Origin of the sequence: Microbacterium sp. NFH-22A-Y (assembly GCF_021401375.1) — a bacterium.
Taxonomy (GTDB): Bacteria; Actinomycetota; Actinomycetes; order Actinomycetales; family Microbacteriaceae; genus Microbacterium; species Microbacterium hominis.
The window spans coordinates 458,874-485,842 of the sequence record NZ_JACBGF010000003.1; the positions used below are offsets into that span (position 1 = coordinate 458,874).

Annotated in this window: 25 protein-coding genes; 20 read left to right on the forward strand and 5 right to left on the reverse strand. The window is 71.3% G+C overall.

Going from position 1 to position 26,969, the window contains the following annotated elements; genetic code table 11:
- Positions 1–132: 132 nt before the first annotated feature.
- The 7 genes from ruvC to L0965_RS13255 all read left to right on the forward strand — a co-directional run bounded on the left by ruvC (position 133) and on the right by L0965_RS13255 (position 8,015).
- On the forward strand, positions 133–699 hold the full coding sequence (gene ruvC, locus L0965_RS13225) for a crossover junction endodeoxyribonuclease RuvC (RefSeq protein WP_060959585.1): 567 nt from the start codon (positions 133–135) through the stop codon (positions 697–699).
- A 58-nt stretch (positions 700–757) separates the two neighbouring features.
- Positions 758–1,381 (forward strand): Holliday junction branch migration protein RuvA, encoded by a 624-nt coding sequence (gene ruvA, locus L0965_RS13230; RefSeq protein ID WP_101306383.1) that lies wholly within the window; start codon positions 758–760, stop codon positions 1,379–1,381.
- Positions 1,374–2,405 (forward strand): Holliday junction branch migration DNA helicase RuvB, encoded by a 1,032-nt coding sequence (gene ruvB / locus L0965_RS13235; protein WP_101307238.1) that lies wholly within the window; start codon positions 1,374–1,376, stop codon positions 2,403–2,405. The genes ruvA and ruvB overlap by 8 nt, the downstream gene beginning before the upstream one ends.
- Positions 2,406–2,468: 63 nt before the next feature.
- Positions 2,469–2,909: a preprotein translocase subunit YajC gene (gene yajC, locus L0965_RS13240; protein ID WP_060959587.1), complete on the forward strand. Its 441-nt coding sequence runs from the start codon at positions 2,469–2,471 to the stop codon at positions 2,907–2,909.
- A 38-nt stretch (positions 2,910–2,947) separates the two neighbouring features.
- Positions 2,948–4,687: a protein translocase subunit SecD gene (secD, locus tag L0965_RS13245; RefSeq protein ID WP_101306384.1), complete on the forward strand. Its 1,740-nt coding sequence runs from the start codon at positions 2,948–2,950 to the stop codon at positions 4,685–4,687.
- Positions 4,687–5,676, forward strand: a complete 990-nt coding sequence (gene secF, locus L0965_RS13250; RefSeq protein ID WP_060959589.1) for a protein translocase subunit SecF — start codon at positions 4,687–4,689, stop codon at positions 5,674–5,676. Before secD ends, secF begins: the two co-directional genes overlap by 1 nt.
- Positions 5,677–5,735: 59 nt before the next feature.
- Positions 5,736–8,015 (forward strand): bifunctional (p)ppGpp synthetase/guanosine-3',5'-bis(diphosphate) 3'-pyrophosphohydrolase, encoded by a 2,280-nt coding sequence (locus L0965_RS13255; RefSeq protein WP_060959590.1) that lies wholly within the window; start codon positions 5,736–5,738, stop codon positions 8,013–8,015.
- Here the strand turns inward: L0965_RS13255 and L0965_RS13260 are convergent.
- The 3 genes from L0965_RS13260 to L0965_RS13270 form a co-directional block, all read right to left on the reverse strand.
- On the reverse strand, positions 7,994–8,566 hold the full coding sequence (locus L0965_RS13260) for an SAM-dependent methyltransferase (RefSeq protein WP_101306385.1): 573 nt from the start codon (positions 8,564–8,566) through the stop codon (positions 7,994–7,996). The two genes, L0965_RS13255 and L0965_RS13260, sit on opposite strands and share 22 nt — an antisense overlap.
- A gap of 149 nt (positions 8,567–8,715) precedes the next feature.
- The gene (locus L0965_RS13265) at positions 8,716–10,233 is read right to left on the reverse strand and encodes a DUF349 domain-containing protein (protein ID WP_101306386.1); all 1,518 of its coding nucleotides are present in this window, start codon (positions 10,231–10,233) and stop codon (positions 8,716–8,718) included.
- 117 nt (positions 10,234–10,350) lie between these two features.
- On the reverse strand, positions 10,351–10,644 hold the full coding sequence (locus tag L0965_RS13270) for a dioxygenase (protein WP_101306387.1): 294 nt from the start codon (positions 10,642–10,644) through the stop codon (positions 10,351–10,353).
- A 192-nt stretch (positions 10,645–10,836) separates the two neighbouring features.
- On the opposite strand from L0965_RS13270, the gene L0965_RS13275 reads away from it, so the two are divergent.
- From L0965_RS13275 to L0965_RS13335, 13 genes are all read left to right on the forward strand, one after another.
- Complete coding sequence (locus tag L0965_RS13275; RefSeq protein ID WP_061781829.1) at positions 10,837–12,129, forward strand: replication-associated recombination protein A; 1,293 nt, start codon at positions 10,837–10,839, stop codon at positions 12,127–12,129.
- A gap of 29 nt (positions 12,130–12,158) precedes the next feature.
- A complete protein-coding gene (locus L0965_RS13280; RefSeq protein ID WP_101307239.1) occupies positions 12,159–13,697 on the forward strand; it encodes a tetratricopeptide repeat protein in 1,539 nt (512 codons plus the stop codon).
- Between the two features lie 44 nt (positions 13,698–13,741).
- Positions 13,742–14,476 carry a DUF1361 domain-containing protein gene (locus L0965_RS13285; RefSeq protein WP_101306388.1) on the forward strand — a complete coding sequence of 245 codons (735 nt, stop codon included), beginning with the start codon at positions 13,742–13,744 and terminating at the stop codon, positions 14,474–14,476.
- Positions 14,477–14,629: 153 nt separating this feature from the next.
- Positions 14,630–15,259: a 30S ribosomal protein S4 gene (gene rpsD, locus L0965_RS13290; protein WP_060959594.1), complete on the forward strand. Its 630-nt coding sequence runs from the start codon at positions 14,630–14,632 to the stop codon at positions 15,257–15,259.
- Between the two features lie 123 nt (positions 15,260–15,382).
- The gene (locus tag L0965_RS13295) at positions 15,383–15,664 is read left to right on the forward strand and encodes an ATPase (RefSeq protein ID WP_231735085.1); all 282 of its coding nucleotides are present in this window, start codon (positions 15,383–15,385) and stop codon (positions 15,662–15,664) included.
- 70 nt (positions 15,665–15,734) lie between these two features.
- A complete protein-coding gene (gene alaS / locus L0965_RS13300) occupies positions 15,735–18,398 on the forward strand; it encodes an alanine--tRNA ligase (protein WP_101306389.1) in 2,664 nt (887 codons plus the stop codon).
- Positions 18,395–18,868, forward strand: coding sequence for a Holliday junction resolvase RuvX (ruvX, locus tag L0965_RS13305; RefSeq protein ID WP_234057992.1), 474 nt, complete (start codon positions 18,395–18,397; stop codon positions 18,866–18,868). Before alaS ends, ruvX begins: the two co-directional genes overlap by 4 nt.
- Entirely contained in the window at positions 18,868–20,406 is a 1,539-nt protein-coding gene (mltG, locus tag L0965_RS13310) for an endolytic transglycosylase MltG (protein ID WP_101306391.1), read from the forward strand. The genes ruvX and mltG overlap by 1 nt, the downstream gene beginning before the upstream one ends.
- Positions 20,393–21,265: a shikimate dehydrogenase gene (locus L0965_RS13315; protein WP_232783905.1), complete on the forward strand. Its 873-nt coding sequence runs from the start codon at positions 20,393–20,395 to the stop codon at positions 21,263–21,265. Before mltG ends, L0965_RS13315 begins: the two co-directional genes overlap by 14 nt.
- Positions 21,266–21,269: 4 nt before the next feature.
- The gene (gene aroC / locus L0965_RS13320) at positions 21,270–22,487 is read left to right on the forward strand and encodes a chorismate synthase (protein WP_060958594.1); all 1,218 of its coding nucleotides are present in this window, start codon (positions 21,270–21,272) and stop codon (positions 22,485–22,487) included.
- A complete protein-coding gene (locus L0965_RS13325; protein WP_060958595.1) occupies positions 22,484–23,008 on the forward strand; it encodes a shikimate kinase in 525 nt (174 codons plus the stop codon). Before aroC ends, L0965_RS13325 begins: the two co-directional genes overlap by 4 nt.
- The gene (gene aroB, locus L0965_RS13330; protein ID WP_101306393.1) at positions 23,005–24,084 is read left to right on the forward strand and encodes a 3-dehydroquinate synthase; all 1,080 of its coding nucleotides are present in this window, start codon (positions 23,005–23,007) and stop codon (positions 24,082–24,084) included. The genes L0965_RS13325 and aroB overlap by 4 nt, the downstream gene beginning before the upstream one ends.
- Positions 24,081–24,617 carry a GNAT family N-acetyltransferase gene (locus tag L0965_RS13335; protein ID WP_101306394.1) on the forward strand — a complete coding sequence of 179 codons (537 nt, stop codon included), beginning with the start codon at positions 24,081–24,083 and terminating at the stop codon, positions 24,615–24,617. Before aroB ends, L0965_RS13335 begins: the two co-directional genes overlap by 4 nt.
- A 62-nt stretch (positions 24,618–24,679) precedes the next feature.
- Here L0965_RS13335 and L0965_RS13340 read toward each other — a convergent pair whose 3' ends face one another.
- Together L0965_RS13340 and L0965_RS13345 are read right to left on the reverse strand one after the other, a co-directional pair.
- A complete protein-coding gene (locus tag L0965_RS13340; RefSeq protein WP_060958598.1) occupies positions 24,680–26,008 on the reverse strand; it encodes an MFS transporter in 1,329 nt (442 codons plus the stop codon).
- A 42-nt stretch (positions 26,009–26,050) separates the two neighbouring features.
- Positions 26,051–26,947, reverse strand: coding sequence for a shikimate dehydrogenase (locus tag L0965_RS13345; RefSeq protein WP_101306395.1), 897 nt, complete (start codon positions 26,945–26,947; stop codon positions 26,051–26,053).
- Between the last annotated feature and the right edge of the window lie 22 nt (positions 26,948–26,969).

A 26,969-nucleotide genomic window follows, 5' to 3' on the forward strand; every position in this document is an offset into this window, starting at 1 on the left:
CGCTCAACGACCGCGTTTCGACTCGCTCCGCTCGCTCAACGACCGGGGGGAGCGGGAGAACCGGTCGTTGAGCGAGCGGCGCAGCCGCGAGTCGAAACGCCGTCTGCAGCCATCGACGCTTAGCGTGGGGGAGTGGCATCCGCTCTCCGCATCCTCGGCATCGACCCCGGCCTGACCCGCTGCGGCGTCGGCGTGGTCGACGTGCGGGCCGACCGCTCCGCGACCCTCGTCCACGTCGGGGTGGTGCGCTCGGGCGCGGATCTTCCGGTGTCGGAGCGGCTCGCGCTCATCGCGGCGGGCCTACGCGAGGTGCTCGCGGCGCACCGACCCGACGTCGTCGCCGTGGAGCGTGTGTTCGCGCAGCAGAACCGCAGCACGGTGATGGGCACGGCGCAGGCCAGCGGCATCGCGCTACTGCTCGCGGCCGAGCACGGACTTCCCGCCGCGACGCACACGCCCTCGGAGGTGAAGGCGGCCATCACCGGGTACGGCTCGGCCGACAAGCTCCAGGTGCAGACCATGGTGGCCCGCGTGCTGCGCCTCGACGCACTGCCCCAGCCCGCCGATGCCGCCGATGCGCTCGCGATCGCCCTCTGCCACGGATGGCGGCGGGGGACGCCGGTCGCGGGCGGCACGGGCGAAACCCTCACGCCCGCCCAGCGCGCATGGGCGGAGGCCGAACGCGCGAGCCGACGCTGAGGCGGCCGGGGCGCGTGTCGATCGAACAAATCTGCGAACCGATGTCTAGGGTGGTGGCATGATCTCCTCGCTGCGCGGCCGCGTGCTGCACCTCGACTCCGAGTCGGCGATCCTCGAGGTCGGCGGCGTCGGCTTCAGCGTCGCCGTGCCCGCCCAGGTCGCCCGCGCCCTCCACATCGGCGACGTCGCGATGCTGCACACCGCGCTCATCGTCCGCGAGGATGCGCTCTCCCTCTTCGGCTTCGCCGAGCGGCAGGAGCTGACCGTATTCCAGCATCTGCTCAGCGTGTCCGGCGTGGGTCCGAAGTCGGCTCTGGGCGTGCTGTCCTCCCTGAGCGTGGCGCAGATCGCCGACGCCGTGGCCGCCGAGGACGACGCTCCCTTCCGCCGCGTGTCGGGCATCGGTCCCAAGACCGCGAAGCTCATCGTGGTGCAGCTCGCCGGCAAGCTGCCGGCGGGGGTCGGCGCGACGGCGACGCCCGCGGCATCCGCGGGCAACGACATCGCCGGCCAGGTGGTCGCCGCCCTCACCGCTTTGGGCTGGAACGAGCGCACCAGCGTCGAGGCCGTCGCGATCGTGGTGGATGCCGCGGGCGACGCCGATCGTCGATCCGTGCCCTCGCTGCTCAAGCTCGCGCTGGCGCAGCTGGGGCCGGCCCGTCCGGAGCGTGCCGGTGTCTGACCCGCGCGATCCGAGCCTCGCCGAGGACGAGACCGAGCTCGCGGTCGAGGGGGCGCTGCGACCGGGGTCGCTCGCCGAGTTCGTCGGCCAGCAGAAGGTGCGCGGACAGCTCCAGCTGCTGCTCGATGCCGCGCGCATCCAGCAGCGTCCTCCGGATCACATCCTCCTGTCCGGCCCGCCCGGGCTCGGCAAGACGACCCTCGCGATGATCGTCGCCCACGAGAGCAGCCGACCGCTGCGCCTGTCGAGCGGACCGGCGATCCAGCACGCCGGCGACCTGGCCGCGCTGCTGTCGAGCCTGGTGCCGGGGGAGGTGCTCTTCATCGACGAGATCCACCGCATGGCGCGCTCCGCGGAGGAGATGCTGTACCTGGCGATGGAGGACTTCCGCATCGACATCATGGTCGGCAAGGGGGCCGGCGCCACCAGCATCCCGCTGGACCTCGCGCCGTTCACGCTCGTGGGGGCGACGACGCGATCGGGCCTTCTGCCCAACCCCCTGCGCGACCGGTTCGGGTTCACGGCGCACCTGGAGTACTACGAGCCGAACGAGCTCGAGCAGGTCGTCTCGCGATCGGCCGCCGTCCTCGGCGTCGATCTGCCGCGGTCGGCACGTGCGGAGATCGCCCGCCGCTCCCGAGGCACACCCCGCATCGCGAACCGACTGCTGCGTCGCGTGCGCGACTACGTGATCGTGCACGGCACGCCGGACCGGACCGCATCCGACGCGCACGTGGCCGCGGCCCTGGAGCTGTACGACGTCGACGCGATCGGCCTCGACCGGCTCGATCGCGCGGTGCTGGATGCCGTGGTCCGCCGTTTCCGCGGGGGTCCGGTCGGCCTGAGCACACTCGCGGTCACGGTGGGAGAGGAGGCGGAGACGATCGAGTCGGTCGTCGAGCCCTACCTCGTGCGCATCGGCTTCCTGGGGCGCACACCGCGTGGGCGCATCGCGACGCCCGAGGCCTACGCGCATCTACGCGTCGCACAGCCCGGCGAGGCGCTGAGATTCGATGACCTATAATCACTGAAGGCTTTCTGCCGCCTTCTTCGCGTCGATCGGCGCGCTCCCGAAAGGTGTGTCCGCATGGATTGGATTCTGCTCGTCGCGATGGCGGCGCTGCTCGGCTTCATGTTCTGGAGCTCGCGGCGTCGTGCCACCCGCATGAAGGCGGAGCAGGAGGCCAAGGCCCGCGCGATGGTCCCCGGCGTCAAGGTGCTCCTCCAGGGCGGCCTCTACGGCACGCTCGTGGCGTACGACGGGGAAGACCTGTCCAAGCCCGCGTTCGTCGAGCTCGCCCCCGGCATGGAGGTCGAGGTCCACAGCCAGGCCATCCTGCGCGTCGTGGACGAGGAGGAGGGGACCGTCACCGAGGACGAGTTCATCGAGGCGGAGTCCGACCAGGCCGAGTACGCCGCGGATGTCGCCGACGGCGAGATCACCTCGGTGAGCGACGACCGCGCCGCGAGCAAGGTCGAGACCTCGACCGAGGCCTCCGACGCGGGCGACGCGAAGCCCCAGGCCTGATCCAGACGCGCATCGCTCCCGAAGAAAGCTGACCCTCCGTGGCCACACCCACCCCGGTGCGCCGTGCCTGGCGCGCACTGACCGGTCTCCTCGTCATCACAGCCCTGCTGTTCGGCGTGAACGCGCTCGGCGTCTACGTCTTCGGTAAGAGCTCCTGGACGCCCGAGCTCGCGCTCGACCTGCAGGGCGGCACGCAGATCATCCTCGAGGCGAAGACGCCCGACGGTGCGACGCCGTCGACCGACCAGATGAACCAGGCCGCCGCGATCATCCGTCAGCGCGTCGACGCGTCCGGCGTGGGTGAGGCCGACATCACGACCCAGGCCGGCAACCAGATCGTCGTGCAGATCCCCGGCCAGGCCGATGAGGAGACGCGCAAGCGCATCGAGTCCTCGGCGCAGATGCAGCTGCGCGCGGTGCTGGCCACGACCGCCGCGAGCACGTCCTACGTCGGCGAGGACGGCAACTCCACGCCGTATCCCACGCCCGACCCGGGCCTGGCCTCGACGCCGACGGCGTCGCCCACCGACGGGAGCGATCTGAACTGGATCACCCCCGCGCTGCAGGCGAAGTTCCTGGCGTACGACTGCGCCGCCGCCGACAACGACCCCGCCAACAGCCCCGCCGGCGAGCCGCTGATCGCCTGTGACCCCACCGGCACCGCGAAGTACCTCCTCGGTCCCGTCGAGCTCGACGGATCGGCGATCACCGACGCGACCAGCGGCATGAACACGCAGAACGGCCAGTGGGTCGTCAACATCGTGTTCGACGAGCAGGGCACCAAGACCTTCGGCGAGGTGAGCCAGCGCCTCTACGCGTTCACGCAGGCCGGCAAGAGCCCGCAGAACCAGTTCGCCTTCGTGCTCGACGGCGCGGTCATCTCCGCTCCGTCGATGAACGGCGTCATCCTCGACGGCAAGCCGCAGATCAGCGGCTCGTTCAACCAGGAGAGCGCCAAGACGCTCGCGGATCAGCTCAAGTACGGCGCCCTGCCGCTCAGCTTCGGCATCGTCAGCGACAACGCGATCTCCGCGACGCTCGGCTCGCAGCAGCTGCAGATCGGCCTCATCGCGGGTCTGATCGGACTCGCTCTCGTCGCCCTGTACTCGCTGATCGTCTACCGCGCCCTCGGCTTCGTGATCATCGCGTCGCTCGGCGTGATGGGCGTGCTGACCTACATCACCCTGTGCATCCTCGCGTGGCGGATGGGCTTCCGCCTGTCGCTCGCCGGCGTCGCGGGCCTGATCGTCACGATCGGGTTCACGGCGGACTCCTTCATCGTGTACTTCGAGCGCATCCGCGACGAGCTGCGCGACGGCAAGTCGATCACGGGCGCCGTCGAGGACGGGTGGGGTCGTGCCAAGCGCACGATCTACATCTCGAAGTCGATCAACATCCTCGCCGCCGTCGTGCTCTACATCCTCGCCGATGCGACGGTGAAGGGCTTCGCCTTCACCCTCGGGCTCACGACACTGATCGACATCCTGATCTTCATCCTCTTCACGCATCCCGTGCTCCAGCTGCTGGCGCGCACGCGCTTCTTCGGCGGGGGTCACCCCCTGTCGGGCCTGGACCCCGAAGCACTCGGCGCCGTCTACCGGGGCCGCGCGCAGTTCCGTGCGCCGGTGTCGGAGGGCGCGAAGGGTGCCGCAGCCCGACGCGCCGCACGCTCGCGCGGAGAGGCGGAGCGCCGACAGACGATCGCCGAACGCAAGCAGGCGGAACTGGCGGGCAAGAACGGAACCAGACCGAGCTCGACGACGGAGGGAGACGACTGATGCGCTCCATGAACGAGTTCGGAAACGACCTCTACACCGGCAAGACCTCCTTCCCCTTCGTGGGACGCCGTCGCCTGTGGTTCATCATCGCCGCGGTGCTGGTCATCGGCGCGGCCCTCGTCCCGCTGTTCCGCCCCATCCAGTTCTCGATCGAGTTCACCGGCGGGTCGCAGTTCACCGTCAACCAGGTCGCGAGCCCCGACCAGACCGCCGCGACCGCCGCCGTGCAGTCCGTCGTCCCCGGGGCGACCACCAAGGTCACGACGATCGGCTCGGACGCGCTCCGCATCCAGACCGACCAGATGACCAACACCCAGACGCAGGCCGTCACGACCGCGCTCGCGCAGGAGTTCGGCGTGCAGGAGTCGGACGTCAGCTCGTCGTTCATCGGACCCAGCTGGGGTCAGGACGTGACGCGCCAGTCGCTGTGGGGTCTCGCGATCTTCCTCGCGCTGACCTTCGTCATCCTCGCGATCTACTTCCGGACGTGGAAGATGTCCGTCGCGGCCATCATCGGCCTCGTCGACGTCCTCGTGATCACGGTCGGCGTCTACGCGCTGTTCGGGTTCGAGATCTCGCCGGCCGCCGTCATCGGCTTCCTGACGATCCTGTCCTACTCGCTGTACGACACCACCGTCGTCTTCGACAAGGTGCGGGAGAACACGCGCGAGGACGGCGAGAAGTCGGGGCGGACGTTCGGCGAGTCGGTCAACCTGGCCGTCAACCAGACGCTGATCCGCTCGATCAACACGACCGTCGTCGCGGCCCTGCCCACCGGCGCGATCCTGTTCATCGGTGCGCTCTGGCTGGGTGCGCAGACGCTGACCGACATCTCGCTGTCGATCTTCGTCGGGACGATCGTCGCGGCCTACTCGACGCTCTTCGTCGCCGCCCCCCTGTACTCGCTGCTGCGCGAGAACGAGACGGAGCTGAAGGCGCGCGACACCCGGGTGCTCGCGGCACGCGAACGCGCACGCGTCGAGGCGTGAACGCGGCGCCGTGGGCCCGGGCGTAGGATTGACGGATCATTCAAGGCGGAGGTGAGCGGATGGCCGAGACGGTTCCCACGTCCAACAGTGCCGGAAACGTCGCGCCACCGCCCAGCTCCTCCCTGCGCCGCCTCGTGCCGCGCATCTTCTCCCGCGCGCCGTCGCGCAACGGCCTCGAGCAGCTGATCCGCACGGTGCGCACGCACCACCCCAAGGGCGATGTCGCCATCATCGAGCGCGCCTACGAGGTGGCCGCCCGGGCGCACGCGGCGCAGAAGCGTCAGAGCGGCGAGCCCTACATCACGCATCCGCTCGCGGTCGCGCAGATCCTGGCCGACCTGGGCCTCGGTCCCCGCGCGATCGCCGCGGCCCTCCTGCACGACACCGTGGAAGACACCGACTACCGCCTCGACGAGCTGGCCGCGGAGTTCGGCGACGAGGTCGCGATGCTCGTCGACGGCGTCACCAAGCTCGACAAGGTCAAGTACGGGGATGCCGCGCAGGCCGAGACCGTCCGCAAGATGATCGTCGCGATGTCCAAGGACATCCGGGTGCTGATCATCAAGCTCGCCGACCGCCTGCACAACGCACGGACCTGGGGCTTCGTCCCGCCCGAGAAGGCGGCGAAGAAGGCGACCGAGACGCTCGAGATCTACGCACCGCTGGCGCATCGCCTCGGCATCCAGGCCGTCAAGAGCGAGCTCGAAGACCTCTCGTTCGCCGTGCTGCACCCGAAGCTCTACGCCGAGATCGACAGCCTCGTGAAGCAGCGCACGCCGCAGCGCGAGGAGTACATGCACAAGGTGATCGAGGCGGTCGAGGCGGACCTCCGAGATCTGCGCATCCGCGGTCGCGTGATGGGGCGCCCCAAGCAGCTGTACTCCGTCTACCAGAAGATGGTGGTGCGCGGCCGCGAGTTCGACGACATCTACGACCTCATCGGCATCCGCGTGCTCGTGAACACCGTGCGCGACTGCTACGCGGTGCTGGGCTCGATCCACGCGCGGTGGACACCGATCCCCGGCCGGTTCAAGGACTACATCGCGACCCCGAAGTTCAACCTCTACCAGTCGCTGCACACGACGGTGATCGGTCCCGGCGGACGCACCGTCGAGATCCAGATCCGCACCAACGAGATGCACCAGCAGGCCGAGTACGGCGTGGCGGCGCATTGGAAGTACAAGGAGCGGATGGCCGGCGGCAAGTCCGAGGCCAAGTCGGTCGACACCGACATGGCGTGGATCGCCCATATCTCCGACTGGCAGGCCGAGACGGCCGATCCGGGCGAGTTCCTCGACTCGCTGCGCTTCGAGATCGGGGCGAAAGAGGTCTACGTCTTCACGCCCAAGGGACGCGTGATCGGTCTTCCCGCCGGCGGCACGCCGGTGGACTTCGCGTATGCCGTGCACACCGAGGTCGGCCATCGGACGATGGGCGCCAAGGTCAACGGGCGCCTCGTTCCCCTCGAGTCCGAACTGCACTCGGGTGACGTCGTCGAGGTGTTCACCTCGAAGAACCCGGATGCCGGCCCGAGCCAGGACTGGCTGGGGTTCGTCAAGAGCACCCGTGCCCGCAACAAGATCCGCGGGTGGTTCACGAAGGAACGCCGAGAGGAAGCCGTCGAGCAGGGCAAGGACGCCATCGCCCGCGCGATGCGACGGCAGAACCTGCCGCTGCAGCGGCTGATGAACCAGGACTCGTTCACCGAGGTCGCCCATCAGCTCCGCTACGAGGACGTCACCGCGCTCTACGCCGCCGTCGGCGAAGGACACGTGTCCACCCAGTCGGTGCTCGAGAAGGTCACGGCGCTCGTCAGCTCGCAGGAGGACACCTCCACCGGGCCGATCGAGATCCCGCACATCGGGCGCTCGAAGGCTCCGCGCGGGGGAGACTCCGGCGTGCTGGTGCGCGGGGCGCCCGACATCCTCGTCAAGCTCGCGAAATGCTGCACGCCCGTCCCCGGAGACCAGATCGTCGGGTTCGTCACGCGCGGCAGCGGCGTGTCGGTGCATCGCGCGGACTGCACGAACGTGCGCTCGCTCAAGGACGACCCCGACCGGATGATCGACGTCTCGTGGGCCCCGACGACCAAGAGCGTCTTCCTCGTGCACATCCAGGTCGAGGCCCTCGACCGTTCCGGGCTGCTCAGCGACATCACGCGCGTTCTCAGCGAGCACCACGTGAACATCCTGTCCGCCTCCGTGCAGACCACGAACGATCGCCTGGCGCTGAGCCGGTACGTCTTCGAGATGGGCGACATCGTGCACCTGGATCGCGTGCTGAACGCGGTGCGCCGCATCGACGCCGTCTACGACGTCTACCGCGTCACCTCCTCCTGAGCCCGGACCTCCTGCGCCCGCGCGCGGAGGTAGACGATCGCCGCGCGTTTGTGATGCAGTGGCGGCCCCTCTGCCACCGCATCCGCCGTCGACCGGGCGAGGCCGGGGCGCCACGCCAGGAGGGCGTCGACGGCGCCCTGCGTGTCGATGCCGCCGCAGAGATCGCGGACCAGATCGCCGAGGGTCTTCTCCGGTGTGGTCACCGCGACGCCCGAGATGACCTCGACGTCCTCCGGCCGGAGCGCGACATCCCGGTACACGAGCCGCACGTCGAGCACCGACGGGATGCGGCGCGCCGTCACGCGCTGCACCCGCTGGCGCACCGGGGGCTCGGCGAGGGCGCCGTGCACCCAGGCCGCCGACTCGTGCGTCAACGCCAGCGCGGCCGACAGCCACGGCCGCGCCGATCCGGCGCGAAGTTCCCGGGTCTCGACGGCGTCGGCGGGCATGTACGCCTCGCCGACCTCGACGACATGACCGTCGAGACGCGCGGCCGACAGCTCGGTTCGTGACAGACGGTCGCCGGGGAAGTAGAGGAACGGCCAGGGCATGACGGCAGTCTCACGCCCCCGGGGTGCGCGCAGGCACGACAGGCACCGAACTGTGGACAATCGCGAGCGACGCCCCCGCCGGGGAGGAAGCCGCAGAGGCAGGGAGCAGGGGGCAGAGGAGCCGGCGGAGAGACCGCCGGCTCCGGATGTCAGCCGCCGAGCGCCTTGAGCCAGCCCTTGCGTGCTTCGAGCGCTTCGGTGGCCTTGGCGATGGCCCCGGCGTTCTTGGACGCCTTCGCCTTCTCGAGATCGGCCTCGAGACCCGCGATCGCGTCGCGCAGCTGCTGCGTCATGTCGTTCTGACGCGCCTTCGTCTCGGGGTTGTTCGACTTCCAGTCGGCGTCTTCGCGCGCCTTGAGGCTCTGCTCGATCTTGCGGAGGTCGTCGTCGAGGCCCCGCTCGGCCTCGCGGGGGAACACGCGTCCGATCTCGTCCCAGCGGCGCTGGATGCCCGTCAGGAGCGTGCGGGCCTTCACCAGGTCCTTCTCCTGCGGCACCGCGGCCGCCTCGGCGAGCAGCTCGCGCTTGGCGTCGATCTTCTCGCGCGAGGCTTCGGCGTCGGCCTGCTCGCGGTCGCTGCGCGCGGCGTAGAGGGCGTCACCGGCCGCCTTGAAGCGGGCCCACAGGGCGTCGTCCGCCTTCTTGCCCGCGCGGCCCGCGCTCTTCCACTCGTCCAGCAGCGTGCGGTACGCGCCGATGCCGTCCTCGCCCTTGCTGGCGAGGGCCTCGGCCCGCTCGACGAGCCGCGCCTTGGCGTCGCGCGCGGAGCGGTGCTGCTCGTCCATGCCGGCGTAGAACTCACGACGGTGCTTGTCGAGAACCGCACGCGCGTCGCGGAATCGCTTCCACAGCTGCTGGCCCGTGTTCTTGGGAAGGCGCGGCCCGGTGGCCTGGTGCGCCTGCCACTGCGCGAAGAGCTCGCCCACCTCGGCGGTCGTCTGCTTCCACTGGATCGACTTCGGATCGCGGGCGGCGATGGCCTCGATGCGCTCGACGAGAGCGGTCCGCTCGGCGATCGCGGCATCCACCGCTTCGCGCTGGGCCTGGGCCTCTTCCGCGGACGCCTCGCTGAGCGCGACATCCAGGGCGGAGAGGCGTTCTTCCAGCGCCGCGAGGTCGCCCACCGCGGCCGCGCCGGTCACACGCTCGCGAACGGTCGCGAGGGTCGCCCGCAGATCGGATGCCGAGGCGCCGCCGTTGCGGTGGCGCACCTCGAGGAGGGTGACCTCGCCGGCGAGGTCGACGTACTTGCGCTCGAAGTAGGCGAGCGCCTCCGCGGGCGTACCGTCCGGGTACTGGCCCACGACGCGCCACTCATCGCCCTCACGCACCGAGACGGTGCCGTCGTCGTCCACGCGGCCGAACGTGTCGGGCACCGCCGACGGCAGGGGAGCGACGGCCGCCCGACGCGCCGGCGGGCGCGGCACGGGAACGGCTCGCGGCGTCGGCACGGGAGCCGCACCGGCGTCCGCGGCGGGCACAGTGTCGGCGGCGGGTTCTTCGACGGGAGCCGACTCCACCGGCGCCTCGTCGGAGGGCGCCTCGTCGACGGGCGCGGGCGCGGTCGGAGCGTCGGCGTCCACGCCGTCGTCGGCGAGCACGGGTTCCTCGACGGCGGCCTGCTCTGCGGGCTCGTGGTCGGGCTGGGAAGGGGAGACGTCAGTCACGGATAGCACCTCGTCGCGGCGCACGCCGCATGGGGGTTCGGTCGGCTTACAGCCTATATGCGCGACCCCGTCGTCCGTGGTGGGCGCACGCACCCGCCGGACCCGAGGCCGGACGCGTCAGGGAGTGGGGGTCGGCGTCGGGATCTGCGACGACCCGGGCAGCTCGATCGGGGTCGGCGCGGGGGTGCCGGTATCGGTGGGAACCGGCGTCGGGGCGCCCGGTCCCGTCGTGTAGTAGGCGACCTGGCCGCCGACGACGGCGAGGATCAGCAGACCGCCGGCGACTCCGGCGATGAGGTTGTCGCGGCGGCGACGTGCGATCAGGCCCTCATGGAACTCCTGGCGCGCACGGTAGGCCCGCGCCCGCTCCTTCTCGACGCGCGATTGCTTCTTCCCTGTCGCCGCAGCCACCCGGACCTCCCTCGTTCCCCGCGATCCGGGGGCGCACAAACACTACGCGAAGACTACGTGTCGGCCGTTCCCGCCCACAAACGGCGCCGTCGGGTCCCCGTCGGCGACCCCGGCGTCGGGGGGCGCGGATAGCCTGGGTGCGTGGCATCGGCATCCGCTCTCTTCCAGGGTCAGACCCCGTTGGCCGTTCGGATGCGCCCCACGTCGCTCGACGAGGTCGCCGGGCAGGCGCACCTGCTGCGCCCGGGGTCGCCCCTGGTCGCGCTCGCGGATCCGTCCGGCGCGGCCAAGACCGCCGTCTCAGTGATCCTGTGGGGACCGCCGGGCACGGGCAAGACCACGCTCGCGCAGGCCATCGCGCGCACCTCGGGGCGCCGCTTCGTCGAGCTGTCGGCGGTGACGGCGGGCGTGAAGGACGTGCGCGAGGTCATGCAGGAGGCCATGACCCAGCGCGACCTCTACGGGATCTCGACGATCCTGTTCCTCGACGAGATCCACCGGTTCACCAAGGCGCAGCAGGACGCGCTGCTTCCCGGCGTCGAGAACGGCTGGGTCATCCTCATCGCGGCCACGACCGAGAACCCGTCGTTCTCGGTCATCTCGCCGCTGCTGTCGCGCTCGCTGCTGCTGACGCTGCAGCCGCTGACCGACGACGATCTGGGCCTGCTCCTGGACCGCGCCGTCGACGACGCGCGCGGGCTCGCCGGCCGCGTCCGGCTCGACGCGGAGGCGCGGACGGCCCTCATCCAGCTCGCGTCGGGCGACGCCCGCCGGGCGCTGACGTCGCTGGAGGCGGCGGCCGCGATGGTCGCCGACGGCGACGAGACGGCAGACGAGTCCGAGGTCGAGGCGCCGACCGTCACCGCCGCTCAGGTCGCCCAGGCCGTCGATCGCGCCCTGCTGCGCTACGACCGGCAGGGCGACGAGCACTACGACGTCATCAGCGCGTTCATCAAGTCCATCCGCGGATCCGACGTGGATGCCGCGATGCACTACCTCGCGCGCATGATCGAGGCCGGTGAGGACCCGCGCTTCATCGCGCGGCGCCTGGTGATCTCGGCATCCGAGGACATCGGGCTCGCCGACCCTCAGGCGCTCGTCATCGCCGTCGCGGCCGCCGACGCCGTGGCGTTCATCGGCATGCCCGAGGGCAGGATCCCGCTCGCGGAGGCGACCGCCTACCTCGCGACGACGGCGAAGTCGAATGCCGCGTACACGGCGATCGACAAGGCGATCGCCGACGTCCGCGCGGGCGGCTTCGGCCGCGTCCCCACCCACCTTCGCGATGCCCACTACCCGGGCGCCAAGCGCCTCGGCCACGGCAAGGGGTACGTCTATCCGCACGACCTCGAGGTCGGTGTGGCGACGCAGCAGTACCTGCCCGACGAGCTCCGCGGCCGTCACTACTACGAGCCGACGGGACGCGGGCTCGAGCGCGACATCGCGGCCCGCGTCGAGAAGATCAGGAAGATCCTCGGCGACTGACGCGGCCGCCCCGGTGCGAGGATCGGATGATGGACGACGACAGCGCAGCAACCCCCTGGGTCCGCCTCGGCCAGGAGACCGTCTACGACGGCTACACCACGGTGCGCCGTGACACCTACCGTCTTCCCGACGGCTCCGTCTCGGACTGGGACGTCCTCGTGCAGGGCGACACGGTCGCGGTGATCGCGGTGACGGACGCGGGCCGTGCGCTGCTGTTCGAACAGTTCCGCGTCGGCCCGCGCATGCCCGTGCGGGAGCTGCCGGGCGGCCTCATCGATCCCGGTGAGGACCCGGTCACCGCAGCGGCGCGGGAGCTGCGGGAGGAGACCGGCCACCGCGCGGCGGCCCTGTTCCACGCCGGCTCGGAGTGGTCGGGCGCCAACTCGACGCGGCGCAAGCACGTCGTGATCGCCGCCGGATGCCGCCGCGTCGGCGAACCCCGATGGGAGACGGGCGAGACGGGCACCGTCCTCACCGTCACCCTCGACGCCCTCATCGCCCACCTGTTGTCGGGAGACCTGAGCGACGCGGGGGAGGCGGTGCGGGGCCTGCAGGTCTTCCTGCGATCCGACCTCGACGATCCGACCCTCCGCGACCTGCAGGGCGTCGCCGGCTCGGCGTGGACGGGGCGCGACGGCGCCGCGGTCGGTGCGGCGGCGGCGACGGCGGCGGATCCGGCGGCGGCGGAGGACGACCTCGACCGCTTCTGGGAGCACGTCGACCTCGAGCGACCGGAGCGGGCCCGCGCCGAGCTGGCCGCGATCCTGGCCGCCCGCGGGCAGGACGACGCCCGCGCGAGCTACGAACGCGCCTCTCTGCACGATTCCCTCGGAGAGGAGCGGGAGGCGATCCCGCTCTATCGCGACGCCCTCGGCCGGGGACTGGCGAGCCCGCACCGCACACGCGCGGTCATCCAGCTGGCCAGCTCCCTGCGAAACGTCGGCGAGTCCTCGGCCGCCATCGCCCTTCTGCGGGGCGTCGCCGACGACGACCCCCTCATCGACGCCGCCCGCGCCTTCCTCTCGCTCGCGCTGTTCTCCGACGAGAAGCCGGCGCGCGCGCTGACCACCGCCCTCACCACCCTCGCTCCGCGACTGCCGCGCTATCAGCGCGCGGTCCGCGCGTATGCGGCAGAGCTGAGCGCACCCGATCGCGTCCGCGCCATCGCCGTCGGGCTCGTCGTGCACGACGGTCGCGTGCTGCTGGAGTCGTACCCCGCGAACGACCGGCACGGCGAGTTCCTCCGGGCGCCGGGCGGCGGAATCGCCTTCGGCGAGCCGGCCGCGGTGGCACTCGCCCGCGAGTTCGCGGAGGAGCTCGACGCCCCACTCGACGACGTCGAGCCGCTCGGCGTCACCGAGAACATCTTCGATGGCCCCGCCGGACGCGGCCACGAGATCGTGCACGTCTTCCGGGTGCGCTCGCGCACGCTCAGCGCCCTCCCCGTCGACGGGCGGATCGCGGTCCGCGACAGCCACACGAGCGTCGGCTGGTACGACATCGCCGCCGCGGCGCGGGACACGACACGGCCCGTCTACCCCGTCGGCATCCTCGACCTGCTCGGCTGACCCGCGCGCCCCGGCGCGCGCGGGCGATGTGCCAGGCTGGCGGGGTGTCGGCTCTGCTTCTCGGTGTCCTGGCGGTCGCGCTGCTCAACGTCTACGCCGCCGTGCTCGTCGTGCTGCGAGCCCGCGTGTACGCCGTGCGGCTGTACCGGCCGATGCTCGTGAACATCGGCCTGTCCTTCCTGCCGGTGCTGTTGGCGATCGTCTTCGGGGTCGGCTTCCTGCTGCTGACACCCGTGTTCGGCCGCGCGGCGCAGGTGGTCGACGGCGGCGGCACGGTCGCGATCTGGGTGTACCTCGTCATCGCGACCGCCGTCTGGCTACTGTTCTTCCCGAACTCGGTCTACCTCATCACGGAGCTGAACTTCAGCCACCGGGGGCGGGCGACTCCCGTCCCGCTCTGGTACGACATCGTCCAGACGCTGGCGCTGACACTGTCGGGCATCGCGAACGCCGTCCTCAGCCTGGCGGTCGTCCAGACGATGGTCGTCCTGCTGCTCGATCCGGCGGACCGGCGCATTCCCGGCGGGAGCTGGGTGTTCGCCGGGGTCGTGATCGTGCTCGGCGCCGTCGGGGTCTACCTCGGCCGCTACCTGCGGTTCAACAGCTGGGACGTGCGCCATCCCACCTCGATGATCCGCAAGCTCACCGGGCACCTCCGCCTGCGCGGGAAGGCGCTGGAGGCCTTCGGTTTCGTCCTGACGCACGCGCTGCTGATCGCGCTCCTGTACGTGCCGCTGTTCGCGCTGGGCTGGTCCGCGCTCAGCGGGGGAGCGCTCTGATAGGCTTGAGGGGCTCGAAACCGGTTTTCGGGCATCCCCTCTCTTCTTGACCGACCTTCCGGCATGCCCCGGCGTGCAGTCCGGACAGGGCGAGGAGAGGCGATACGTCCGCGAGGCGCGACAGTCGCGTCCGCGTAACGAAAGGAACACTTCGTGGCTACGAAGTCCCAGGACCGCCGCAAGGTGCGTCTGTCGCGTGCCCTCGGCATCGCGCTGACCCCCAAGGCAGCCAAGTACCTCGAGAAGCGCCCGTACGCCCCCGGCGAGCACGGCCGCACCAAGCGCAAGCAGGACAGCGACTTCGCCGTCCGTCTGCGCGAGAAGCAGCGTCTGCGCGAGCAGTACGGCATCCGCGAGAAGCAGATGCGCAACACGTTCAACGAGGCCCGCCGCAAGGACGGCCTGACCGGTGAGAACCTGGTCGAGCTGCTCGAGATGCGCCTCGACGCCCTCGTGCTGCGTGCCGGCTTCGCCCGCACCACCGCGCAGGCCCGTCAGCTCGTCGTGCACCGCCACATCCTCGTGGACGGCCAGCTCGTCGACCGCCCGTCGTTCCGTGTGAAGCCGGGTCAGCTCATCCACGTCAAGCCGAAGAGCGAGTCGCTGGAGCCCTTCCAGGTCGCCGCGCTCGGTGGCCACGCCGAGGTCCTGCCCCCCGTTCCGGGCTACCTCGAGGTCGAGCTCGACAAGCTCCAGGCGCGTCTCGTGCGTCGCCCCAAGCGCGCCGAGGTCCCCGTGACCGGTGACGTGCAGCTCGTCGTCGAGTACTACGCCGCGCGCTGAGCCGTTTCGACTCGCGGCATCCGCTCAGCGATCGGATGCCGCCCGAAGGGCGTCGGGGTTCCCCCGGCGCCCTTCGTCGTCCCCGCGCCCATCCGGATCACCCGTGCACCTAACATGGAACCCATGAAGAGCGTGCTGTGGTTCGTCGTCGGACTCGCGGGGGGCTTCGTCGCCGCCCACCTGGTGAACAAGGATCCGCGCGGCCACGAGGTGCTCGCGGAGGTCGATGCCCGCATCACCGAGTTCACCGATCGCATCGGCGAGGCCTATCGCGCCCAGGAGGCGAAGATCGACGGCATCGCCGAGAACGTCAAGGATGCCGCAGCCCACGCCGTGGAGGCCGCGAAGGATGCCGCCTCCAGCGCCGTCGACGCCGCGGCCGACGCCGTCAAGAACGCCGACTGACCCACCCCGCACCGTCCCCGTCCGGGACCGCCCGATCCCGCACGCCCGTGCTCTGCCGAGGAACCCACAGATGAAGACCGCCGAGATCGCCCAGCGCTACCTGGACTACTTCGAGAAGAACGGGCACACGATCGTGCCCTCGGCATCCCTGGTCACCGACGACCCGGCGCTGCTGTTCACCGTGGCCGGCATGGTGCCGTTCATCCCGTACCTGTCCGGCGACGTGCCGGCGCCCTACGCGCGCGCGGCCGACAACCAGAAGTGCATCCGCACGAACGACATCGAAGAGGTCGGCAAGACGCCGCGCCACGGCACGTTCTTCCAGATGCTCGGCAACTGGTCGTTCGGCGACTACTTCAAGGAAGGCGCGATCCGCTACGCGTGGGAGCTGCTGACCACGGCGGAGGAGGAGGGCGGCCTCGGCTTCGACCCGAAGGACCTCTGGGTCACCGTCTACGAGGAGGACGACGAGGCGCACGACCTGTGGCTGCGCCTCACCGACCTGCCCGAGGAGCGCATCCAGCGCCTCGGTAAGGACACGAACTACTGGTCGACCGGTCTTCCCGGCCCCGCCGGTCCGTGCTCGGAGATCTTCTTCGACCGCGGTCCCGCCTACGGCATCGACGGGGGCCCGGCCACCGACGACGACCGCTACGTCGAGATCTGGAACCTCGTGTTCATGCAGTACGAGATCACCGACGTGCGCAGCAAGTACGACTTCACGATCGTCGGCGAGCTGCCGAACAAGAACATCGACACCGGCATGGGGCTCGAGCGCATCGCGTTCCTCAAGCAGGGCGTCGACAACATGTACGAGACCGATCAGGTGCGCCCGGTGCTCGACGCCGCGGTCGCCCTCTCCGGAAAGGCGTACGGCGCGAAGCACGAGGACGACGTGCGCTTCCGCGTCGTCGCCGACCACGTGCGCTCGTCGCTGATGCTGCTGAGCGACGGGGTCACGCCCGCCAACGAGGGCCGCGGCTACATCCTGCGTCGCCTCATGCGCCGCGTCATCCGCTCGATGCGGCTGCTGGGCGTGGACGGCCCGACCTTCGAGATCCTCTTCGCCGCGTCGCGCGACGCGATGAAGGAGGCGTACCCGGTCGTGGGCATCGACTACGACCGTCTCGTCGCCTACGCCCTCGCCGAGGAGGCGACGTTCCTGCGCACGCTCGCGGCGGGCTCCGAGAACCTCGACGCCTCGATCGCCGCGGCCAAGGATGCCGGCGCCACCGCGATCGGCGGCGCGGAGGCGTTCCTCCTGCACGACACGTACGGGTTCCCAATCGATCTGACGATGGAGATCGTGGAGGAGGCGGGCCTGTCCGTCGACCGCGACGCGTTCGACTCGCTGATGCACGAGCAGCGCGCCCGCGCGAAGGCCGACGCCCGCTCGCGCAAGCGTCAGCTCGCCGACACGAGCGTGTACCGCGACTTCCGCGCGCACGGCGAGACGGTCTTCACCGGCTACACGGAGTGGGAGACCCCGTCGACCGTGCTCGGCCTGCTCGTCGACGGCGCCCCCGCCCAGCGCGCGCTGCAGGGCCAGATCGCCGAGGTGATCCTCGCCGAGACCTCGCTGTACGCCGAGAGCGGCGGCCAGGTCGCCGACAAGGGCGTCATCGTCGGCCCGGGCTACGAGCTCGAGGTGCTCGACGTGCAGCGTCCCGTCCCGGGTCTGGTGAGCCACACGGTCGAGGTCACCTCCGGCGAGGTCGGCGTCGGGCAGCCGGCGACGAGCGTCGTGGACGCCGTCAACCGTCGCGCCGCGCAGCAGGCCCACTCGGCGACCCACCTCGTGCACGCGGCCCTGCGCGACACCCTCGGCAGGTCCGCGACGCAGGCCGGATCGCTGAACCGCGCCGGTTACATGCGCTTCGACTTCTCGTGGGGCCAGACCCTGTCGGAGGCGACGAAGACGGAGATCGAGGAGATCGCGAACAACGCCGTGCGGGACAACCTGCAGGTGACCACGCGCGTGCTTCCCCTCGACGAGGCGAAGGCCGCCGGCGCGATGGCGCTGTTCGGCGAGAAGTACGGCGACACCGTGCGCATGGTGGACATCGGCGGCCCGTGGTCGCGTGAGCTGTGCGGCGGCACGCACGTCGCGTCCAGCGCCGAGATCGGTCTGATCAACCTCGTGGGGGAGTCCTCGGTGGGGGCGTCGACGCGCCGCGTCGAGGCCCTGGTCGGGCTGGACGCCTTCCGCGAGCTGGCGGCCGAGCGCGCCATCGTGTCGCAGCTGACCAGCTCGCTGAAGACGCCGAAGGATCAGCTCGCCGCCCGCGTCGCGGATCTCGCCGCGAGCCTCAAGGCCGCCGAGAAGCGCATCGCCCAGTTCGAGGCGAAGGCGCTGGAGAGCCGCCTGCCCGAGTTGGCGGCGACGGCGCAGCAGATCGGGGCCTACCGTGTCGTCGCGCAGACGCTCGGCACGGCGGCATCCGCCGACGATGTGCGTACGCTCGCGCTGCAGATCCGCGAACGGGTCGGGGCCGGAGCCGTCGTGGCGCTCGGCGCCGACGTCGGCGGGCGGCCGATCGTGATCGTCGCGACCGACGATGCGGCCCGCGGCGCCGGTGCGAAGGCCGGCGTGCTCGCCAAGACCGCCGCCGGCGTGCTCGGCGGCGGCGGGGGAGGCCGCGATGACGTCGCCCAGGGCGGCGGGACGGATGTGAGCGCCCTTCCGAGCGCGCTCACCGCCCTCACCCGCGCGCTGGAGACCCCGGGCGCGTGAGCGGATTCCGCCCGGGCGTGCGCCTCGGCATCGACGTCGGGAAAGCGCGCGTCGGGGTGGCGCGGTGCGACCGCGACGGCCTGCTGGCCGTCCCGGTCGAGACGGTGGCGCGCACCGACGCCGCCGTCGCGCGCATCGTGGAGCTCGCCGGGGAGTACTCCGCCATGGAGCTGCTGGTGGGCCTGCCGATCAGCCTCGCGGGCGGGGACACCGCGTCCACCGCGGACGCGCGGGAGTTCGCGGCGGCGCTGCGCGCGGCATCCGGGATCGACGTGCGACTGGTGGACGAGCGGCTCAGCACGGTGACCGCCCACGCGGCCCTGCGCAGCGCCGGGCGCTCTCAGCGTTCGTCTCGTAGGATTGTCGACCAAGTCGCCGCGGTGGTCCTGCTGCAGCAGGCGATCGATGTCGAGAAGAGCACCGGTGCCCCCGCCGGCGCCGCCGTGCCCGATCTGCAGGAGCCCGTCTGATGCCCGAAACCCCGCCGAACGACGATGAGTTCGCGGACCTGTTCAGCAAACTCCCGACGCCGCGGAGCGCGGCGCCGTCGTCCGGTGCTCCCTGGGGCTCCGAGACCCGTGCGAGCGACCGACCCCGCGCCGAGGAGCCGCCGGCCGTCCCGCCGTCGCGCCGCGCCGCCCGGGAAGCGGCCGCGGCGGGCGCCGCGACCTCCCCGGTCGCGAACGTGCCCGCCGCCGCGGCCGAGCCGCCCGCCGACCTCGCCGCGAGCGCGCCGCCCGTGTCGGCGCGCAGGGGGGAGCCGGCCGGCCCCGTCGCCGCAGCCGATGCCGCCGGCGCGGGCGCCGTCGACGCACCGGAGCGCCGCGAGGAGCCGCCGTCGGAGCACCACCAGCTCGCCGCGCTGTTCCAGGCCGAAGAGCACGCCGAACGCGAGCGTGTGAAGCAGCACGACCGGGACCGCCGCAAGAGCCGCATCGCCGGCTGGGTGATCTTCGGCGTGATCCTCGCCATCGTCGGCGGGATCGCCGGTGGCGGCTTCTACGTGTGGAACACGTACGAGGACAAGATCCGCTCGTTCATGGGCTGGGAGGAGCCGAAGGACTACGAGGACGGCATCGCGGAGGGCGACGCGACGGTGACCATCGTCAGCGGCGACACCGGCTCGACGATCTCCACGACGCTCTTCCAGGCCGGGGTCACGAAGACCGACGGCGCGTTCTACGACTACCTCATCAAGACCGGCCAGAACCCGACCTTCCAGCCCGGCGTCTACGCGCTGAAGCAGAAGATGTCGTCCGCGGCGGCCCTGAAGGCCCTGGAGGATCCGGCCAGTCGTCGGGAGAACACGGCGCAGCTGCCCGAAGGCCTCACCATGGAGTCGACCCTCACGCGGCTCGCCGACGGCACCGGCATCCCCCTCGCCGATCTGCAGGCCGCCGCCGCCGACCCGTCGCAGTACGGCGTCGCGGCGACGACGCTGGAGGGCTGGCTGTTCCCGGCGACCTACACCTTCGACCCCGGCACGAGTGCGCAGCAGGTGATCAAGACCCTCGTGGACCGCACGGTCTCGTCGCTGGATGCCGCCGGCGTTCCCGTCGACCAGCGTGAGCGCATCCTGACGGTCGCCTCGATCATCCAGCGCGAAGCGCGGTTCACCGCCGACTTCTACAAGGTGTCGCGCGTCATCGAGAACCGCCTGGACCCGGACAACGAGGAGACCCACGGCCTCCTGCAGATGGACTCCACCGCGCAGTACGGCTACAACGAGATCAACAAGGGCACGGCCAGCTCCTCGGCCGAGGCCCTCGCCAACGACAACCCGTGGAACACCTACCTCCACCCGGGACTGCCGGTGGGGCCCATCGCGAACCCGGGCGACCTCGCGATCGACGCCGCCATGCACCCCGCCGACGGCCCCTGGCTGTACTTCGTGACCGTCAACCTCGAGACGGGCGAGACCGTGTTCAGCACGACCTACGCCGAGCATGAGAAGGCCGTCGCCCAGTGGCAGCAGTGGTGCGCCGCCAACGCCAGTGACGACTGCTGACGCCTCGACCGCCTCCGCGGTGCTGCCCTCGGGCACCGCTCTGGAGGTGTGGGGCGACCCCATCGACCACAGCCTGTCGCCGCGGCTGCATCGCGCCGCGTACGCGCGGCTCGGCCTCGACTGGACCTACGGTCGGCGGCGCGTGGCCGCGGCCGACCTCCGCACCGTTCTGGACGGCCTGCCGCCCGCTTTCCGCGGACTGTCGCTGACCTTCCCGCTGAAGGCCGAGGCGTTCGCCGCGGCCACCCGCCGCGACCGCACCGCGACGCTCACCGGTGCCGTCAACACGCTCGTGCTCACCGAAAGGGACCGGGTCGGGTTCAACACCGACGTCGGCGGCATCGTCGCGGACGTGCGCGCGCAGGGCGTCGACGGCGTGGAACGGGCGCGCATCGTCGGCGCCGGCGCGACGGCGACATCCGCCCTCGTCGCCTTGGCCCAGCTGGGCGCGCAGACGGTCGAGGTCGTCGCGCGGCGCCCCGAGGCGGCCGCCGCCCTCCTCGAGCTGGGCGCGCGCCTGTCGGTGCGGGTGACGACGGCCCCGACGGATGCCGAGGCCCCGGCATCCGTGGATCTCACCGTCTCGACGCTGCCGGGCGGCACCACCCTCGCCGACGAGACCTGCCGCCGCCTGGCCGCCGGCGGCGGGCTCCTCTACGACGTCGTCTACGGGCACTGGCCCACCGATCTCGCCCGGGCGTGGGAGGACGCCGGCGCTCCCGCCGTCGACGGGCGCGGGATGCTGCTGCACCAGGCGGTGCTGCAGATCCGGGCGTTCCTGACGGGGGATCCGGAAGTGCCGCTCGCCGACGAGGTTGCCGTCGTGGACGTCATGGCCCGCGCGCTCGTGGGAGACTAGGCGAATGCTCCGCGTGCTCACGGCCGGCGAATCGCACGGCCCCGAACTCGTCGCCTTCATGGAGGGACTGCCCGCCGGCGTCCCCGTCTCGCGCGCCGCCATCCAGGCCGATCTCGCGCGCCGCAAGCTCGGCTACGGCCGCGGCTCGCGGATGAAGTTCGAAGAGGACGAACTCACCATCTCGTCCGGCGTCCGACACGGCTTCAGCATGGGAAGCCCGATCGCCCTGCGCATCGGCAACACCGAGTGGCCGAAGTGGACCGAGGTCATGAGCGCGGAGCCCGTCGAGCTGACGGAGAAGTCCCGCGGCCGCGGGGCCGCTCTCACCCGGCCGCGCCCCGGACACGCCGACCTCGTCGGCATGCAGAAGTACGGTTTCGACGAAGCCCGCCCGATCCTGGAGCGCGCCAGCGCCCGCGAGACCGCGGCGCGCGTCGCCCTCGGTGCGATCGCCCGGGGTTTCCTCGGCGAGCTCGGCATCCGTCTCGTGAGTCACACCCTCTCGATCGGTCCCGTGCAGGTGCCCTCCGACGCGGCGCTGCCGACCCCCGACGACGTCGAGGCGCTCGACGCCGATCCGCTGCGGTGCTTCGACCCCGCGACGTCGGCGCGGATGGTGGCCGAGGTGGATGCCGCGAAGAAGGACGGCGACACGCTCGGCGGCATCGTGGAGGTGCTCGCGTACGGGCTGCCGCCCGGCCTCGGTTCGCACGTGCAGTGGGACCGCCGCCTCGACGGCCGGCTCGCGCAGGCCCTCATGAGCATCCAGGCCATCAAGGGCGTCGAGGTGGGCGACGGCTTCGAGACCACGCGCCGGCGCGGGTCGGCCGCCCACGACGAGCTGTTCGCGGCGTCGGAGGGCATCACGCGCGCCTCCGACAAGGCGGGCGGCACCGAGGGTGGCATGTCCACCGGCACCGTCCTGCGCGTGCGCGCCGGGATGAAACCGATCGCGACCGTCCCGCACGCGCTGCGCACGATCGACGTCGCGACCGGCGAGGCCGCGACGGCCCACCACCAGCGCTCCGACGTGTGCGCGGTGCCCGCGGCCGGCGTGGTCGCCGAGGCGATGGTGGCGATCGTGCTCGCGGAGGCGGTGCTGGAGAAGTTCGGCGGCGACAGCGTCGCCGAGACGCGGCGGAACCTCGAGGGCTACCTCGCCGCCATCCCGGGCACCCTGCAGACGGCGTCGGACAGCGACGACGCCCTGTCGCTCGGATGACGGGGCGCGCACTCGTCCTGATCGGGCCGATGGGAGCCGGCAAGACGAGCGTCGGCCGCCGCGTCGCGAGGGCCCTGGATCGACCGTTCACCGACACCGACAAGATCGTCGTCCGCGATCACGGGGCGATCGCCGACCTGTTCACCACGCACGGCGAGGCGCACTTCCGCTCCGTCGAGCGCCTCGCGGTGCAGGAGGCCCTCGCCGTCGGCGGGGTGGTCGCCCTCGGCGGCGGGTCGGTCCTCGACCCCGCCACCCGCGATGACCTCCGACGGCACGACGTCGTGCTGCTGACCGTCCAACCGCACATCATCGCCTCGCGCATCGGGGGCGGTGCGCGCCCGCTCCTGGCCGGCGAAGACCCCGTGGCGCGCTGGACCCGCATCTTCGATGAACGGCGCCCCGTGTACGAGCAGGTCGCCGACATCACCTTCGACACCTCGACCGGACCCCTCGCCGATGTCGTGGCCGGCATCGTCGACTGGGTGCACGCAGACGCCCGGCGTCAGGAGGACTCATGAGCGAGAACACCGTCATCACTGTCGCGGGAGATCAGCCCTACGACATCACGATCGGCCGCGACATCCTTCCCCTCGTCGGCTCGGCGCTGCCCGAGACGGCCCGCAAGGTGCTCGTGATCCACCCGCCGACCCTGGCGGCGCAGGCGGCGCAGCTGCGAGAGCTGCTGATGACGACCGAGCGTCAGGTGCTCCTGGCCGAGATCCCCGATGCCGAGTCCGGCAAGCGGGTCGAGGTCGCGGCCTTCTGCTGGCAGGTGATGGGACAGGCCGACTTCACCCGCACCGACGCCGTCGTCGGCTTCGGCGGCGGCGCGGTCACCGATCTCGCCGGGTTCGTGGCCGCCACCTGGCTGCGCGGCGTGGCGGTCGTCCAGGTGCCCACCACCGTGCTCGGCATGGTCGACGCCGCCGTGGGCGGCAAGACCGGGATCAACACCGCGGAGGGCAAGAACCTCGTCGGAGCGTTCTGGCCGCCGTGCGCCGTCGTCTGCGATCTGGCGATGCTCGACTCGCTGAGCCGCAACGAGCGGGTGGCCGGTTTCGCCGAGGTCGTCAAGGCGGGGTTCATCTGGTACCCGGAGATCCTCGACCTGATCGAGGCCGACCCCGACGCCGCCGTCGACCCGCAGTCGCCCGCCTTCCGCCGCTGCATCGAGCTGGCCATCGAGATGAAGGCTCGCGTCGTGGGGGAGGACCTGCGCGAGGCGGGGCTTCGGGAGGTGCTCAACTACGGGCACACGCTGGGTCACGCGATCGAGCACGCCGAGCGGTACCAATGGCGCCACGGCGCCGCCATCTCGGTGGGGATGCTGTTCGCCGCCGAGCTGTCGCGGCTGGCGGGGCGTCTCTCGGACGACGCCGCCGCCCGGCACCGCCGCATCCTCGAGCTGCTGGGCCTGCCCACCTCCTACCGCTCGGGAGCATGGAAGCAGCTGCTGGCGACGATGCAGCGCGACAAGAAGACGCGGGGCGCGATGCTCCGTTTCATCGTGCTCGACGACATCGCCAAGCCGACGGTCCTCCAGGCACCGGACGAGTCGCTGCTCTTCGCCGCCTATCAGGACGTCGCGGAGTGACGGACGAGCCGGACGTCCGCCGCGTGCGGATGCCGGAATGGCGCCAAGTGCGCGACCTGCGGATCGAGGCCGTCGGCGATCCCGCGGCATCCATCGCGTTCCTGACCACCACCGAGCAGGAGCGAGCGCGCGACGAATCCTTCTGGCGTGAGCGGGCGGCGGGCGCCGCGATCGGCGCGGATGCGGCGCAGTTCATCGCCGACGACGGCGGCCGGTGGGTCGGAACGGTCACGGTGCTCCTGCGGGAGCCCGGAGCATCGGATCATCTCGATCGCGCCGTGACGGCGTCGCGAGCGGACCTCGTGGGCGTCTACGTCGCGCCCTCGCACCGGGGGACGGGGCTGCTCGGGCGACTCGTCGACGCCGCCCACGACTGGGCCCGCGACCGCGGTGCCGAGGCGCTGACCCTCGACGTGCACGTCGACAACGCCCGCGCGCAGGCCGCTTACCGCCGGCTCGGCTTCGTGCCGACGGGGGAGACGTTCTCGAGCGCGATCGGCGCCGAGATCGTGATGCGGCGCCCCCGCCCCTGAGCGGCACACGGCCGCACGCCGCGCCCCGGCGAGGGGACGCGGCGTACGGCCGTCCCGGCGCGTCACGCCGAGACGCTCTCCCTCGTCCGCACGGTCGTGCGCGGGAGGCCCAGCTGCGCGGTCGGGACGCTGCGGGTCTCGCGCGCCGTCGCCGCGCTGACGATGGCGATGAGGGCGATCACGGCGGTGAAGATGCTGATGACGACCCACCCGCCGGGGGCGACGCCGCCCAGCGCGGTGACGATCGAGGGAGCGAATCCGGCCATGAGGAAGCCGAGCTGCGTGCCGATCGCCATTCCGGAGAAGCGCACCCGCGTCGAGAACATCTCGCCGTAGAACGACGGCCACACCGCGTTGGCCGCCGCGTAGCCGAACGAGAAGGTCAGCACGGCGAGCACGAGGGTGAGGAACGTGTTGCCGCTGCTCATCGAGAGCATGTAGAAGGGCATCAGCGCCGCCGACGCGGCCGCGCCATAGATGAAGACGGGCTTGCGTCCGTAGCGGTCGGCGAGGGTACCGAAGAAGGGCTGCGTGCCGAGCGCGACGACGTTGGCGATGACGACGAGCCAGAGGGTCAGGCTCTCCGCCAGTCCCACCTGCTTGCCGTAGGCCAGGGCGAGGTTGCCGAAGACCGTCGAGACGGCGGCGATGAAGGCGCAGAAGATCACGCGCAGGACGTCGCGCCAGTGATCGCGCAGCAACGGGATCAGGGGCAGACGGGCGATCTTGCCCTCCGCCTTCGCGTCCTCGAACTCGGGGGTCTCGTGAAGGGAGCGGCGGATGACGTAGGCGACCACGACGACGACGGCGCTCAGCCAGAAGGGGATGCGCCAGCCCCAGCTGAACTTGAGCTCGTCGGGCATGGCGACCACCGGGATGAAGATCAGCGCCGCGAGGATCTGCCCGCCCTGTGTGCCGGTCAGCGTCCAGGAGGTGAAGAACGAGCGTCGGTCGTCGGGTGCGTGCTCGAGGGTCAGCGACGACGCGCCGGCCTGCTCGCCGGCGGCGGACAGTCCCTGCAGGAGCCGGCACAGCACGAGCAGCGCCGGGGCGGCCCAGCCGATCTGTGCGAAGCCGGGGAGGCAGCCGATGATGAACGTCGATGCCCCCATGAGGATGAGGGTGAACATCAGCACCTTCTGACGACCGATGCGGTCGCCGAAGTGGCCGAGGATGACCGCGCCGAACGGACGCGCGATGTAGGCGAACCCGAACGTGGCGAACGACATCACCAGCGCGGCCTGGTCACCGCTGGGGAAGAACACGGTGGGGAAGATCAGCGCGGCGGCGGAGCCGAACAGGAAGAAGTCGTAGTACTCGACGGCGCTGCCCATGAAAGAGGCCACGGCGGCTCTGACAGGGGTCTTCCGCGCCATTGCGGATTCGGACATCGGTGGTTCTCCTTCGAAGGGGACGTGAGCGCCGGACTCGGGTCAGCGGGTGAGCACGTCGTGGTCGGCGGCCACGAGAGCGTGGAAGTGGGCGGACATCCGATCGGCGTCGGGCCGGATGCCGGTGATCAGCTCGAAGGCGTCGACGGCCTGGAACACGGCCATCCGTCCGCCGTCGAGCGTCGGAGCCCCGAGAGCGCGCGCGGCCCGCAGCAGCGCCGTCTCATAGGGGCGGTAGACGATGTCGGCGACCCAGAGGGTCGGCCGCAGGAGCACCGCGTCGACGGGCATCCCGGGGTGTTCGGCCATCCCCGTGGGCGTGCAGTGGACCAGTCCGTCCGCCGCGGCCAGCAGGACGGCCAGCTCGTCGGCGGCACCGACGGCGACGCGCTCGACTCCGTGGCGCGACCGCAGATCGTCGACCAGTTCCGCCGCGCGACGGCCGTCGATGTCGACCACGATCAGTCGACCGACGCCACCGCGCAGGAGCGCATCGGCGACCGCCGACCCCGCACCTCCGGCACCGAGCTGCACGACGCGGTCGGTCGCGACGCCGGGGAGGCCGGACACGAACCCGGCGGCGAAGCCGGTCGTGTCGGTGTTGTGGCCGATACGGCCCTCCGGCGTGAACAGCACGGTGTTGACGGCGCCGAGCGCCGCGGCCAGCGGGTCGAGGTGGTCGAGGTGGTCCAGGACGAGCCGCTTGCACGGATGCGTGATGTTGAGGGCGTCGTAGCCGAGGCGCTCCGCCCACGTGAGGATGTCGCCGATTGCGGTGGGGGACAGGCCGAGCGCCGTGATGTCGAGAGGGCGGTAGACGTACTCGAGACCAAGCTCGCGTGCGGCCGCCATGTGCATCGGCGGCGTGAGCGAGGGCGTGACCCCGCTGCCGACGAGTCCCACGAGATAGGGACGCCGAGCGGTGTGGGTGACGATCACGGGTGTACTCCTTCGTACGCTC